This window comes from Marinobacter caseinilyticus (genome assembly GCF_011074955.1).
In the GTDB taxonomy this organism is placed as follows: Bacteria; Pseudomonadota; Gammaproteobacteria; order Pseudomonadales; family Oleiphilaceae; genus Marinobacter; species Marinobacter caseinilyticus.
Genome location: NZ_WUQJ01000018.1, coordinates 254593 through 269184, shown reverse-complemented (window position 1 = coordinate 269184; position 14592 = coordinate 254593). Strand labels below are relative to the sequence as shown.

The following is a 14592-nucleotide window of genomic DNA, read 5'->3' as shown; positions in this document are numbered from 1 at the left end:
AGCCCGGCCCAGAACTGTGGCGGACGTTACCCCAGGACATCCCGGACCCGGGCCTTCAACCTGGGCAGTACCGCGTCCTCGAACCAGGGGTTCTCTTTTAGCCAGCGGTTGTTCCGGGGGCTCGGATGCGGCAACGCCACAAGCTCAGGCCAGTGCGCCTCCCATTCGAGCACCGCGTCGGTAACTGAGCGTTTCGGAGATCCAAGGTGCCATGCCTGGGCGTACCGGCCGATCACCAGGGTCAACTGGATGTGTGTGAGGTGCGAGAGAATGGCTTTCCGCCAGGCCGGTGCACATTCGGGCCGTGGTGGAAGGTCTCCTTGCTTGCCGGTCCCCGGATAGCAAAACCCCATTGGCAGGATCGCCAACTGGTGCTCGTCATAAAACACGGCCCGCGAGATCCCCATCCAGTCACGCAGGCGATCGCCACTGGGGTCATTAAAAGGCAATCCGGTCTCATGCACGCGACGTCCCGGTGCCTGCCCTACCACAAGGATTCTTGCTTCCGGGCTGGCCTGCACAACCGGTCGCGGCTCATGAGGCAGCACGGCCTGGCAGAGCGTGCATTGACGCACTCGCTCCATCAATTGTGAAAATGTTAGATCTGAATCAATCACAACACCACCCTACTGTGGCACACCGACCCGGAATGCTGGCGTGAACGGGAGTCTACAGCTTTACTTTTCAGACAGAATACCGCAACCATGATCGCAGCATGAACCTACAGGATGCAGAATGGACGGCACTTTTTTTACCGACGTATGGAATCAGGTCCAGAAGAACATCACCGACTCCAGCGACGCGCTGGGGCTGTCCCAGGTCGAATGGTATGCCCTCGCCGCCCATGCCATGGGCCAGCTGGTGGTATCGGCTCTGCTGTTGGCTTTTTTTGGCCTTCTGTACCTCTGCCTGAACAAAACAGTGCTGCTGGCAACCCGCAGGTTGCAATCTGCTCACATCGGCCCTGGGCACCTCCAGACCGGGCTGCGATACCTGTTTCTTCTGTTTACCACCCTGGCGATCATGGCGCAGTATGACGTTCCCGATACGGTGCTGAAAGCCACCGCCCGGGCCGGATTCGTCGCGCTTGGTTTTTACCTTGCCTGGCTGGCTTGCTCAAAAATCCTGAAGGAAGGCCTTAACCGATATCAAATCGACAAGTCCATCGGTCAACTCCTGAAAAACATGCTGTCTGTATTGATGACGGTGTTTGCCGCCGTAATGGTGCTTAGCCAATTCGGCTTTGACGTTTTTTCTATTATCGCGGGGCTGGGCATCGTCGGTATCGCAGTCGGCTTTGCCGCGCAGTCTACCCTGTCCAATTTCATTGCCGGTGTGACGCTGTTGATTGAGCGACCATTTCGTATTGGCGACTGGGTCAAGATTAACGATCAGGAAGGCAAAGTGATCAAAATCGCCCTGCGAACGACCTGGCTACGCACCCGCGATAACATTTTCACCATGATCCCCAATGACAGCGTGGCGTCTTCCGATATCGTTAATTACAGTGCCGAGGGCCCGATTCGCGTCCGGCTGCCGCTTGGCATTGCCTACAAGGAATCCGCGCGACAGGCCAGGGACATCATCATGCCGGTTCTGCTCGAGCACCCCAAGATCATTCAGTCGTCAGACATGGTTCCGATGGTGCGTATGACCGGGCTCGGTGATTCCTCGGTAGACCTGGTGGCCCTAGCCTGGATCAGCCCTGAAGACATTGATTTCCAACCAGGGATATCCGCAGAATTGTACGAGAGCATCAAGGAAGCGCTGGACACTGCCGGCATCGAAATACCCTTCCCCCACCTTCAGTTGTTCATCGATGATGCAAAAGGGCTCAAACCGCTGTTCGAACCTTTATACTCGACGCGCAATGCGTCATCCACCGCTCCAGACACCCGTTAGCCAGAGCCTTTTTTTTCATGCCTAAAACAACCGACCCTAAAAGCCATCCATTGCCAACCATCGACGTGGAAGAATTTCGCAAAGTGGTGCGAAGCCGACGTTCCATTCGTCGCTTCACCGACGAACCGGTTCCGGACTCAGTGCTGGATGACTGCCTGGAGCTGGCCATGCTGGCACCCAATTCCAGCAACCTGCAGCCCTGGTCTTTTTATGTGGTCAAAACCCCGGCGATCCGACAACAACTGGCAACGGCGTGCCTCGGTCAAAATGCCGCCAAAACAGCGCCGGTACTGATTGGCATCGTTGCCCGCACGGCCACCTGGCGGCAGAACAGCCAGCGCAATCTGGACGAATGGCCGGACGAAAAACTGCCGCCCATTGTTGAAAAGTATTACTCCAAAATTGCGCCCCTTCATTACAACCAGGGGCCCTTGGGGGTATTTGGCGTGCTCAAGAAAGGGCTTGGCCTGATTGCCGGGATAAAAAAACCGGTTCCTCGTGGGCCTTACTCCGTGTGTGAAATGAAAGTCTGGGCTGCAAAATCAACCGCACTGGCAGCGCAAAATCTGATGCTGGCTTTACGAGCCCATGGTTATGACTCCTGCCCAATGGAAGGCTTTGATGATCATCGGGTCAGGAAAATTCTCGGCGTACCCGGCGATGGCCAGGTCATCATGGTACTGGCGGCAGGCCGAAGAGCGGACAACGGCGTTTATAACCAGCAATACCGGTTCGATAAGGAGGACTTTATCCACACGCTGTAAGCGTTACGGATACACCGAAGCGCTTTGAAAATAGCTTAATACATCAATTTATCAAAGGCTTACGGTGAATGCGCGGATTTCGGTTTCGCAATAGATCCAAATCAGGCATTCCATTTTAAAAGAATGGCTTGATGGCAACTTCGATGTTGACCTGTTGACCCGTGCACAAAAAGCGCCTGCAACTGGACGATAAAGCCTTCGCATCCTTCAATAAAGACATTGAACGCATCGCCCATTATGCGCGTGAGCATTCGACCTGAAACGCGATAACTTTAAGCCTTTTTACTCAAGCGACTTCTGGATTATTGAGGGCTTCGGCCGCGCCCAGTAATCCGGTGTATGGCTCAGTGACAATGTGGACCGGCGTGCTTTCCATCAATGGCCGCATGCGCCCCTTGTCTTCGAACCCGGCTTGAAATGGGCTATCGAGCAAAAAGTCGGCAAACCTCGGCACGATGCCACCACAAAGATAAACCCCGCCCAAACTACCCAGCGTCAGTGCCGCATTGCCGGCAACACGACCCAGAATTCCACAGAAATGCCCCAATACTTGACGTGCAAGCGGGTCGCCTTGCCCCGTCGCCGCTGCCGTGATTTTCTCGGGCGTATCAAGAGCGGCCGCGACACCCTGAATTTCGGCGTGTGCCTGATACAGATCCAACAAGCCCTGGCCACACAAAATGCGTTCAACTGACACGCGGCCAAATCGCTGTCGGAGAATCGTCAGGATGGCCGACTCGATATCATCGGTTGGTGCGAAATCCACATGGCCGCCTTCGGTCACCAGTGGCACCCAGCCATTGTGGATCGGCACCAGTCCGGACACGCCAAGCCCCGTACCCGGTCCGATCACCAGCTTGGGCCGAGCCGGATTGCCGCCACCGCCACAGACATGAATCAACTTGTCGGCGCCGACATGGAGCACCCCCAGTGCCATCGCGGTAAAGTCATTGACCACCTTGAACGCCTGCCAGCCAAACCGATCGCGCATCTCATTGATATCAAAATGCCAATGGTTGTTGGTCATTCGGACCTCGGCTCCGCGAACCGGCGAGGCAACCGCGAGGCAGACATTGGCCACCGCGCCAACCCCTGAGCGCTCAAGGTAATCAACAACGGCATCGTCCAAGTTGGCGTAACCCACACAGGGCAGAATTTCAATGGCTTGTGGCTGCACGCCACCGGCCGATACCAAGGCAAAACGCGCGTTGGTGCCGCCAATGTCCCCAACCAAAGCCACATCGGGCAGGCTCATGCGTCATGATTCCAAAAAAATGACGCGCCCTCTTCCGGGTTACTGGCAACCCGCCGCAGCCAACCAAACATCTCGCGGCCCAGACCACTATGGGAGGCGCTTAAATCCACCTCAGCTGGCTGTCGGGCGGCCAGATCCTGTTCTGACACCAGCAATGTCAAAGTTCCCGCTTCTGCATCCACGCACACAACATCGCCGTCCTGGACTTTCGCTAGCAAGCCACCATTGGCCGCCTCCGGATAGACATGGATCGCCGCGGGCACCTTGCCGGACGCGCCCGACATACGGCCATCCGTCACCAGCGCGACGTGATAGCCGCGGTCCTGCACGACGCCCAAATAGGGCGTCAGTTTGTGCAGTTCCGGCATACCGTTGGCTTTAGGGCCCTGGAACCGCACAACCACCACACAATCTTTATCCAGATCACCGGCTTCAAATGCCGCCGCCAGGTCATTCTGATCATTAAAGACAACAGCAGGCGCCTCCACCCGGTGGTGCTCTTTGGCCACGGCCGACACTTTGATAACGCCACGCCCCAGATTGCCGTCCAGCACCTTCATGCCGCCATCCGGCGCGAACGGCTCGGATGCACTGCTCAGTACCTCGGGGTCAAGAGTTTCGGTAGCGACCGGTGACCAGACAAGGGTGCCGTTTTTCAGAGTGGGCATGCGAGTGTACTGCTCAAGTCCGCGACCCATTACCGTTTCCACGTCTTCGTGCAGATACCCGCCCGCCAGTAGCTCCCGGATCAGAAACGGTGTGCCACCCGCGTCATGGAATGCGTTCACATCGGCTTGGCCGTTGGGGTATATACGGGTCATGGACGGTACCGCGGCGGAAAGATCCGCGTAGTCATTCCAGTCAATCACAATGCCGGCGGCCCGGGCGATGGCAATCCAGTGAATGGTGTGGTTGGTGGAGCCACCCGTCACCAACAAAGCCACTAGAGCATTAACGATGCTCTTCTCATCGACCATGTCGCCCAGACCCAGCTCACCGCCATTGGGCCTGGACAGGCGCACGACTTGCTCCGTTGCCGCCCGGGTCAGTTGGTCCCGCAACGGCGTGTTCGGATTCACAAACGCGGCGCCGGGCAGATGCAGCCCCATGACCTCAACCAGTAACTGGTTGCTGTTGGCCGTGCCATAAAAAGTACAGGTGCCCGGGCTGTGATAAGACTTAATTTCCGCCTCCAACAGCTCGCCTTTGCCCACCTTGCCCTCGGCATAGAGCTGGCGTATCCGTTGCTTCTCTTTATTCGGCAAACCCGACGGCATCGGGCCCGCAGGAATCAGTATGGTGGGCAAATAGCCAAAGCTGAGCGAGCCGATCAACAGACCCGGCACGATCTTATCGCAGATTCCCAACAACACGGTGGCATCGAACATGTTGTGGCTCATGGCCACCGCCGTGCTCATAGCAATGACGTCGCGGGAAAACAGGCTAAGCTCCATACCCGGCTGCCCCTGGGTGACACCGTCGCACATGGCTGGCGTACCACCGGCGAACTGAGCCACCGACCCCATACCATGGGCCGCCTCGCGAATAAGGTCCGGAAAACGCTCGTACGGCTGATGTGCAGACAGCATGTCATTGTATGCCGACACAATGGCGACATTGGCCTTGTTCATAAACTTTAGCGTGTTCTTGTCTTCACTGCTGCAGGCCGCAAACCCATGGGCCAGATTGCCACAGGACAACACCCCGCGGTGGGGGGATTGCGCCTTCAACACAGCCATACAATCCAGGTAATCCTGACGTGTGCCTCGGCTGCGCTCGATGATGCGCTGAGTGACCATTTCGACGGTGGGGTGCATTCGATGCTCCTTATTAGGTACCAGAACTCTTGAAACTCATAGCTGTCTTAGTACACCAGATGGGGTGCACTGCAAGCGGCCGCCAGGCAACGCTGGCAATCCGAAACCCACTCCCAGTGTGCGCGACTACGGGAATGAATTCCCGCAGTTCGTTCATGCGTCGTGATTTTATGAATGTAATTTTACGTTCTTTTTGAGCTTTTTACACGATTAAAAGTTCATATATCGAGATTTTATTGTTATATTTACTACATAATAAGGTCAGCTCAACAACAAAATTTCTCTCGGAATCACGGAGTACAGTTATGACTATTCGCATAGCAATCAATGGCTTCGGTCGCATCGGCCGGAATGTTCTTCGCGCTCTGTACGAGAATAACTACCGTCAAAAGGTTCAGGTGGTCGCCATCAACGACCTTGGCGACGCCGAAACCAATGCCCACCTGTTGAAATACGACAGTGTTCACGGTCGTTTCAGCGGCACCGTCGGCCACGATCAAGAATCCCTTTCGGTCAATGGCGATCGCATCGCCATTACCGCCATCCGAAACCCGGAAGAGCTCCCCTGGAAAGATTATCATGTTGATGTTGTGATGGAATGCACCGGTCTGTTCACCACGCGCGACGCTGCCGGCGCCCATCTCACGGCCGGTGCACGCAAAGTCATCATCTCGGCACCGTCCAGCGATGCCGATGCGATGATTGTCTATGGTGTGAATCATCATACCCTGACAGCAGACCACCACATCATTTCCAACGCGTCCTGCACCACCAATTGCCTGGCACCCGTGGCTCAGGCGATTCACAGAGCCATTGGCATTGAGAGCGGACTGATGACGACCATCCACTCTTACACCAACGACCAGAAGTTGAGCGACGTGTACCACACAGATCTCTACCGGGCACGCTCCGCGACACAGTCCATGATTCCGACCAAGACCGGTGCCGCAGCCGCCATAGGCAAGGTTCTGCCCGAACTGGATGGCAAAATGGACGGCCTCGCGGTGCGGGTCCCGACCATCAATGTGTCGCTGGTCGATCTCAGCTTTATCGCCAGCCGGGACACCTCTATTGAAGAAATTAACGCCGCAGTGAAAGCGGCTGCCACCAGCAGCCCGATCCTCGGCTATAACGAGGAAAAGCTGGTCAGTGTTGACTTCAATCACAACGCTCTGTCCAGTATCTACGACGCCAACCACACCCGAGTACTTGGCCGTCATGCCAAAGTCATGGCCTGGTACGATAATGAATGGGGGTTTTCGAACCGGATGCTGGACAACGCGATGGCGCTCATGGAGGCTAATGGCTAATTGCCACCGGCGACCCACCATTTACACTTAACTGCCAATTCCATCAGAAGGATTCAACCATGCTCAGGCGCACCAAGATTGTCGCCACCTTAGGACCCGCAACCGACTCGACCGAGTCACTGGCCGCCATTATTGCCGCCGGCGTGGACGTTACCCGGCTGAACTTCTCCCATGGTAGCGCCGAGGATCATATTCAGCGGGCCCAGCAGGTGCGCGATGCCGCCAGCGCACAGGGTCGGTTTGTCGCCTTGCTGGCCGATCTTCAGGGCCCTAAATTGCGTGTGGCGCGTTTCGCTGACAACAAGGTGGCATTAAAACGCGGGCAATCCTTCACTCTGGACGCCAACATGGACAAAGATGCCGGCACCAGCGACTGTGTCGGCATTGATTACGAGCAGCTGATCAATGACGTCAAGCCTGGCGATATTCTGGTGCTTGACGACGGCCGTATCGAAATGGAAGTGGAACAGGTGAGTGACCACAGCATCCAGTCACGGGTGCTGATCGGCGGCCCCCTGTCCAACAACAAAGGCCTGAACAAACGCGGCGGGGGCTTGTCCGCTGACGCACTGACGGAGAAGGACAAACAGGACATCAAAACCGCCGCCAAACTGGGCGCGGACTATGTCGCGGTGTCTTTTGTCAGAACGGCGGATGACATGCATGTCGCCCGCGCCCTGCTGAAAGAGGCGGGGTCATCCGCTGGCCTGGTCGCCAAAATCGAACGCGCCGAACTGGCCCATGACAACGACGCACTGGATGCAGTGATTGAGGCCTCCGATGCGGTCATGGTGGCCCGCGGTGACCTGGCGGTCGAAATCGGCGATGCCGAGCTGGTCGGCGTCCAAAAACACATCATCAACCGGGCCCGGGCACTCAACAAAGTCGTGATTACTGCCACCCAGATGATGGAATCGATGATTGAGAATCCAATGCCTACCCGGGCGGAAGTATCGGATGTCGCCAATGCCGTGCTTGATTACACCGACGCCGTCATGCTGTCAGCGGAAACGGCCGTTGGGGATTACCCAACGGAAGCGGTCGAGGCCATGGTGCGGATCTGTATCGGTGCCGAGCGACACCCTTCGACCCACACCTCCAGACACCGGATTAATGAATCCATGGAACAGGTGGACGAAGCGATTGCGCTGTCGGCCATGTACGCCGCCAACCACCTGGAAGACGTGCACGCCATCATTTGCATGACCGAGACTGGCGCCACGCCACTGATGATGTCGCGCATCAAATCCAGCCTTCCGATCTTTGCATTTTCCCGGCACCAGAGTACCCAGAACCGGGTCACGATGTACCGAGGGGTGCAAACCGTGCCGTTCGACTCGGAGTCGCTGCCTAATGAGCAAACCAACGCCCAGGCCATCGCAGAACTGCTGGAGCGCAAGGTTGTCAAAAACGGCGACCTGGTGATCATTACCAAAGGCGATTACGTAAACGCCCAGGGCGGCACAAACACCATGAAGATTGTGCGCGTGGGCAGCGATATCCGCTAACCACCCGGGCCGATTACGGGTTCACGACAACCGACAATACAGCGGGTAGACTACGCACACCGCTCCACCGTATTTTCGCTGTCGTCGAATAAGGATTTTGATGAACCCGCTCGGCCAAGTCGTCATTCTGTTTCTGGTTGCTGTCATTGCCGTGCCGTTATTTAAACGCGCCGGTCTTGGTGCCATCCTCGGCTATATTGCCGCCGGCATCCTGATTGGCCCGTCCGGGTTTGGCGTGTTCAGCGACATCAAAAACATGCTGCATGTGTCGGAGTTCGGCGTCGTACTGCTGATGTTCATCATTGGCCTTGAACTGCAATTCTCCCGCCTGCGGGCTCTTCGCAAACCCATCTTTGGCTTTGGCTCGCTGCAGGTGGTCACCAGTTTGGTGGTGATTGCCACGCTCATCTACCTGGCAGGCGAGACCTGGACCATCGCACTGGTCATCGGTTGCGGGCTGGCCCTGTCGTCAACCGCGTTTGTTCTACAGTTGCTGGCCGAAAAAAGGGAGCTGGCCACCGGACACGGCCGACTCGCTTTCACCATTTTGCTGTTCCAGGATATGGCGGTCGTACCGATGCTCGCGTTCTTGCCGTTTCTGGCCGGGTCGGGGGAGGAAACCTCATGGCGTGAACTCTTGGTGGATGCCGGCCAAATTATCCTGACCTTTGCCACCATTGTGATTGCCGGGCGCTATCTGCTGCGCCATGTACTCCAGTTTGTACACGCCACCCGAGTTCGTGAAATATCCATTGCTGCAGCCCTACTGGTGGTGTCCGGAACCGCCTATCTCATGGAGTCCGTCGGTCTATCAATGGCACTGGGTGCCTTCGTCGCCGGCGTACTGCTGGCCGACTCCGAGTTTCGGCATCAGCTTGAGGCCGATATTGAACCGTTTAAGGGTCTGCTGCTCGGTCTGTTCTTCATCTCGGTCGGCATGACACTGAACCTGACAAAGGTGCTGGCCGATCCCGTCTTTTTGGTCGCCGCAACGGTGGCGCTGATGGTAGTCAAAACACTGATCATCGGCGCCGTCGGTTACTTTGGTGGCGGCCTTGGCAAGGCCAGCGCACTCAAGCTCGGGCTGCTATTGAGTCAGGGCGGGGAGTTTGGCTTTGTGATGTTCGCACTGGTGTCGCAACTTGATCTGATCAGCGCCGACCTGCGCGAACAACTGACGGCCATCATTACGCTGTCCATGGTCCTGACACCCGCCGCGGTGTTCGTACTGGAAAAACTGGCCGCCCACCATTTGGTTGAAGACGCTCCGCCATTCGATTCCATCGACGACGGCCGCACCGGTGTGGTGATTGCCGGCTTTGGCCGTTTCGGACAGATCAGCGGGCGCATTCTGACGTCACTCAAAACACCGTTTACCGCGCTCGACATCAATCCGGCTCAAGTCGATGTGGTACGCCGGTTTGGCAATTCCGTGCATTACGGTGATGCTTCACAGCTTGACGTGTTACGTGCGGCCAAAGTTGGCGACGCCAGCGTGCTGATCCTGGCCATCGACGACATCGATGCCTCGCTGCGCACGGTGCGACTGGTCAAAGAACACTTTCCCAGCGTTCGCATCCTGGCGCGCGCCCGCAATCGACGTCATGCCCACTTGATGATGGATGCCGGGGTCAGTTGGCTGGTTCGGGAAACATTTCATTCGGCGCTGTTAATGGCCGAGGAAATGCTGGTGGTCTTGGGGCGGGAACGCGATGAAGCACAGGACCTGACGGCCCTCTTTCGAGAAACCGACGAGCGCACGTTGCAGCACCAGCATGGGCTTCACCAGGACGCGGATAAAATTCTGCAGTCGGCCCAGGAAACGGCATTGGAATTAAAAGACCTTTTCGAAGGCGACCAGAAAGAACGCCAGAAACGCCCACCATCCGCCAACCGGGATTAAATCCCGAACAAATGCGGCGTGCGCCGCTAGCGCAAGTCGGCCAGACTTGCGCTAGCCAGCTTGGTCACACCGTCCCAGTCACCGGCGACCACCAGCTCCGGTGGCGTGAGCCAGGTACCCCCGACCGCTGCCACATTTTTCAGAGCCAGATAGTGCTTTGCTGTATCCCGCCGGATGCCTCCGGTCGGACAGAATGTGACGTCGCCGAACGGGCCTGCAAAGGCTTTCAATGCCTGGATGCCGCCAGACACCTCGGCTGGAAAAAACTTGAACTCACGGTAGCCCATGGCGTAACCCAGCATCATTTCTGAAATCGTTGCAACGCCCGGCAATAGAGGCGCCTGCGCCGTCAGACCGTGACTCAGAAGTGCTTCGGTAACACCCGGTGTAATCACGAACTGTGCACCAGCCGCTTCGACCTGCCGGTACTGATCAAGGTTGGTCACCGTCCCGGCCCCGACCCAGATTTCGGGCAGCGCCTTACGCAGCTGACGGATTGCCTCCAGACCATGGGCTGTGCGCAGTGTGATCTCGAGAATGCGAATACCGCCTGCTACCAATGCCCGGCCCAGCGGCACGGCTTGATCAGGATCATCAATCGTAATGACCGGCACCAGGGGACAGGCGGCAAGCAAGGCTTGCACCTGCTGACGCTTTTCAATGGCTAACTGCATGGACGGCTTCGGCATAATCATTCTCTCTTGCGGCAAAGATGCGATAAAACTCAATGGCCCTGACCTAAAGCTCAAGGGCTCCAGAACACAAACATGGGGTCCTTCAGGAATGCGCGCACAGGCATCTCAGGGATCTGTTCCAGGTCTGCAAAGGCCCGAGCCAGGGTCGCGAGCTTGTCATCCCCCTTCAGGTGCAGGGCTCTGAACCGGGCGTGAGACATTACGCTGAACGTCAGTGAAACACGCCTGTGGGCCTGGGACGGCGGGGTCAGCGCCAGACTTAGGGCGGTATTATTGGGGTCCAGTGCCTGCGGAAGTTCGGGCGCGTCGGGAAAGAACGACGCCGTGTGGCCGTCGTTGCCCATCCCGAGGATCAGCACGTCAAGCGGCCAGCTAAACGCCTGCAAGGCCTGCTCACAGGCTTGCTGGCCATCACCACCGAATGTACCGGGCTGCCTAAGGCCAATAAAGCGCGCCGATGCGGCATAGCCGATGAGCAAGTATTCCCGAACCAGACGTTCATTGCTGTCCCGATCATCGGGCGAAACCCAACGCTCATCCACCAGGGTGATATCAACTCGCTCCCAGGGCAGCACCTGCCGACTCAGAGCCGCAAAAAATGCTTTCGGAGTACTGCCGCCGGACACGGCGAGACTGGCCCGGGGACGCTCTTCCAGCGCGGTTGTCAGTTGCAGTGCCACGTGGTCTGCGAGCTGGTGCGCCAGCGCATCGGCGTGGCTCTGGGAGACCGCCGTAATATGAGCTGGCCAGGTAACATCAGACATCTTCATACCAACCCCGGCCATCACGAGTAATCATGGCGATTGAAGCAACGGGGCCCCAGGTGCCGGCAGCGTAGCGCTTGGGAGACGCGGCATGGTCTTCCCAGTTGGAAATCACCTGATCCACCCAGCGCCAGGCGAATTCGACCTCGTCCCGGCGCACGAAGAGGTACTGATTGCCCTTCATGACCTCCCACAACAAACGTTCGTACGCATCCGGGATACGTTCGGCATTGAATGCCTCCGAAAACGTCAATTCCAGCGGTCCCTGACGCAGGCGCATCCCCTTATCCAACCCTTGGTCTTTGGTTAGAATCTGTAAGGACATACCTTCGTCCGGCTGCAAACGGATAATCAATTTATTGTTGGCCAGGTGCTTTTGATCCGGATCAAAAATGTAGTGCGGTGCCGGCTTGAAATGAATAATGATTTGCGACAATTTTTCTGGCAAACGCTTACCGGTGCGAATGTAAAAAGGCACCCCGGCCCAGCGCCAGTTATGAATCTCAGCCTTCAGCGCCACAAAGGTTTCGGTCTTACTGCCCTTGGCCGCCCCTTCTTCCTCAAGGTAACCCGGTACTGGCTTACCTATACTGGTTCCGGCGGTGTACTGCCCTCTCACCAGGTGGGTCTCCATCAAATCGGGGGTAATCGGGCGCAGCGCCTTCAGTACCTTCACTTTTTCGTCGCGAATACTGTCGGCGGACAAGTCAGAGGGTGGGTCCATGGCTATCAGGCACAGCAATTGAAGCAGGTGATTCTGGATCATGTCCCGCATTTGGCCGGCCTTGTCGAAGTACCCCCAGCGGCCTTCAATGCCAACGCTTTCCGCCACCGTAATCTCCACATGGGAGATGTGGTTCTGATTCCACTGGGTGGCAAACAGGTTATTTGCGAACCGCAGCGCAATCAGATTCTGAACCGTTTCTTTGCCAAGGTAGTGATCAATCCGGAACAACTGGTTTTCATAAAACACCTCAGCCAACTGATCATTGATCACCTTTGACGAGGCCAGGTCATGACCAATGGGTTTCTCAACCACCACCCTGGTTTTCTCGTTACAACACTGACCGGCCCGCAGGTTTCGGGCAATCATGCCATACAGTGACGGGGGCGTTGCCATATAGATGATCAGGGCGCCACCGCCCTGCTTGCGCCACTCATTCAATGGCGGATAGCCGGCTTCGTCACTGAAATCGAAACACTGGTAATTGATGCGCTCGAGTAACCGTGCCATGACCGCCTCATCCTGCTCCTCTTTGCGCACATGGCTCCAGATACGCCCGGCCAACTGTTTTCGCGCGCCCGCGGTGTCGGTGTCATCCCGGGCCAGCGCCAGTATTCGGGAGTTCTCGTCCAGTAGGCCGGCCCGCTCAAGCTGATACAGCGCGGGAAATAATTTACGCTGCGCCAAATCGCCCAACGCACCGAACATTATCAAGTCACAGCGGGTGTCACTCTGGTCGACCATGCTTCTGTCTCTCACGTAAAGTGGTGGCTCATAATGTTTATCAAACAGATTTTGTAGTAATATTATGCAAATAATGACATCTAAAATGCCAGAAACCAATTATAAATACGAATATATGATATTTTTACTACCGCTTTTGCTTTAAAAACCCGGTATAATCCGTCGCGAGAGGGCAATACGACCTGTGCGACCGGAGACTCCGCAACATGACCGCCAAACATTCTCATCATGACGACAATGTTCTTGAAGTCATTCAGATACGTCTGGACAGCCTCAACAAATCCGAACGCAAAGTAGCGGAGGCCATCCTGCGCGACCCCACCGCAGCAACCCGCTACAGCATTGCCGCACTGGCGAGAGCGGCAGATGTCAGCGAGCCTACGGTGAACCGGTTTTGTCGGAGCTTCTCCGCTACCGGCTTTCCCGACTTCAAGATCCGCCTGGCACAAAGCATTGCTACGGGGACGCCCTATGTTGGCCAGAACATCAGTCCAGACGACTCGGTGTCAGAATTTGCCGATAAAATTGTGCTTAGCACCATTGCAGGTCTCGATAAGGCCCGTCAGGCGCTGTCTTCCAAAGCCCTGTCTCTTGCCATCGACCATTTGATCCAGGCCAAACAAATCAACTTCTTCGGCATGGGTGGCTCGGCACCGGTGGCAATGGATGCACAACACAAATTCTTCCGCTTCAATATTCCGGTCATGTCCTACAATGATGCCCTGATGCAACGTATGGTGGCAGCTGGCAGCGGTGTTGGCGATGTCATTGTGGTGATTTCCTATACCGGCCGGACCCGGGAAACGATTGATATTGCCCGTATTGCGCGGGACAGCGGTGCTACGGTTATTGGCATCACCACCCCAGACTCACCCCTGGCCGACAACTGCACTGTGGTGCTGGGTGTTACCGCACCCGAAGACACCGAAGTCTACATGCCGATGTCATCCCGCATTATTCACCTCACCGTGATCGACATTCTCGCCACTGGCGTGACCCTGAAACGCGGCGTGGATTTTCAACATCACCTCAAGAAGATCAAAGACAGTTTGAAAGCGACTCGCCTTAGCAGCGACTAGCGCCCTGCTGGTTCAGTGATTGACCAGCTGAGCCATACCCCGCAATGCGTGACCGGTCACCGCGAGAAACCGTCAGGACGAAGGCAGACACTCGTTGGCGGAATATTAAACCGGGTTGCCCCTTATC

Annotated in this window: 12 protein-coding genes; 6 read left to right on the top strand and 6 right to left on the bottom strand. The window is 56.6% G+C overall.

The genetic code is table 11. From position 1 onward, the window contains the following. Positions 1-26 precede the first annotated feature (26 nt). Positions 27-617 carry a uracil-DNA glycosylase family protein gene (locus GRX64_RS08000; RefSeq protein WP_235937565.1) on the bottom strand — a complete coding sequence of 197 codons (591 nt, stop codon included), beginning with the start codon at positions 615-617 and terminating at the stop codon, positions 27-29. A gap of 118 nt (positions 618-735) precedes the next feature. Here GRX64_RS08000 and GRX64_RS07995 point away from each other — a divergent pair, with 118 nt between their 5' ends. Together GRX64_RS07995 and GRX64_RS07990 are read left to right on the top strand one after the other, a co-directional pair. Next, complete coding sequence (locus GRX64_RS07995; RefSeq protein WP_166265705.1) at positions 736-1902, top strand: mechanosensitive ion channel family protein; 1167 nt, start codon at positions 736-738, stop codon at positions 1900-1902. A gap of 17 nt (positions 1903-1919) precedes the next feature. Beyond that, complete coding sequence (locus GRX64_RS07990; protein WP_166265702.1) at positions 1920-2666, top strand: nitroreductase family protein; 747 nt, start codon at positions 1920-1922, stop codon at positions 2664-2666. Positions 2667-2952: 286 nt separating this feature from the next. Here GRX64_RS07990 and GRX64_RS07985 read toward each other — a convergent pair whose 3' ends face one another. Together GRX64_RS07985 and edd are read right to left on the bottom strand one after the other, a co-directional pair. Continuing rightward, positions 2953-3921, bottom strand: coding sequence for a glucokinase (locus GRX64_RS07985; RefSeq protein ID WP_166265699.1), 969 nt, complete (start codon positions 3919-3921; stop codon positions 2953-2955). Next, entirely contained in the window at positions 3918-5738 is a 1821-nt protein-coding gene (gene edd / locus GRX64_RS07980; protein WP_166265696.1) for a phosphogluconate dehydratase, read from the bottom strand. Before edd ends, GRX64_RS07985 begins: the two co-directional genes overlap by 4 nt. A 305-nt stretch (positions 5739-6043) precedes the next feature. Between edd and gap the strand changes: the two genes are divergently transcribed. The 3 genes from gap to GRX64_RS07965 all read left to right on the top strand — a co-directional run bounded on the left by gap (position 6044) and on the right by GRX64_RS07965 (position 10459). Continuing rightward, on the top strand, positions 6044-7048 hold the full coding sequence (gene gap / locus GRX64_RS07975; protein WP_166265693.1) for a type I glyceraldehyde-3-phosphate dehydrogenase: 1005 nt from the start codon (positions 6044-6046) through the stop codon (positions 7046-7048). Positions 7049-7107: 59 nt separating this feature from the next. Beyond that, entirely contained in the window at positions 7108-8556 is a 1449-nt protein-coding gene (gene pyk / locus GRX64_RS07970) for a pyruvate kinase (RefSeq protein WP_166265690.1), read from the top strand. Between the two features lie 100 nt (positions 8557-8656). Further along, positions 8657-10459, top strand: coding sequence for a monovalent cation:proton antiporter-2 (CPA2) family protein (locus tag GRX64_RS07965; RefSeq protein ID WP_166265687.1), 1803 nt, complete (start codon positions 8657-8659; stop codon positions 10457-10459). Positions 10460-10485: 26 nt separating this feature from the next. On the opposite strand, the gene GRX64_RS07960 is transcribed toward GRX64_RS07965, so the two are convergent. From GRX64_RS07960 to zwf, 3 genes are read right to left on the bottom strand one after another with little or no spacing between them, the layout of a single operon-like run. Continuing rightward, positions 10486-11148: a bifunctional 4-hydroxy-2-oxoglutarate aldolase/2-dehydro-3-deoxy-phosphogluconate aldolase gene (locus tag GRX64_RS07960; RefSeq protein WP_235937564.1), complete on the bottom strand. Its 663-nt coding sequence runs from the start codon at positions 11146-11148 to the stop codon at positions 10486-10488. A gap of 56 nt (positions 11149-11204) precedes the next feature. Next, on the bottom strand, positions 11205-11924 hold the full coding sequence (gene pgl / locus GRX64_RS07955; protein ID WP_235937563.1) for a 6-phosphogluconolactonase: 720 nt from the start codon (positions 11922-11924) through the stop codon (positions 11205-11207). Next, positions 11911-13386, bottom strand: a complete 1476-nt coding sequence (zwf, locus tag GRX64_RS07950; protein ID WP_166265684.1) for a glucose-6-phosphate dehydrogenase — start codon at positions 13384-13386, stop codon at positions 11911-11913. Before zwf ends, pgl begins: the two co-directional genes overlap by 14 nt. Before the next feature lie 206 nt (positions 13387-13592). On the opposite strand from zwf, the gene hexR reads away from it, so the two are divergent. Further along, complete coding sequence (gene hexR, locus GRX64_RS07945; RefSeq protein WP_166265681.1) at positions 13593-14465, top strand: transcriptional regulator HexR; 873 nt, start codon at positions 13593-13595, stop codon at positions 14463-14465. Positions 14466-14592: the final 127 nt, after the last annotated feature.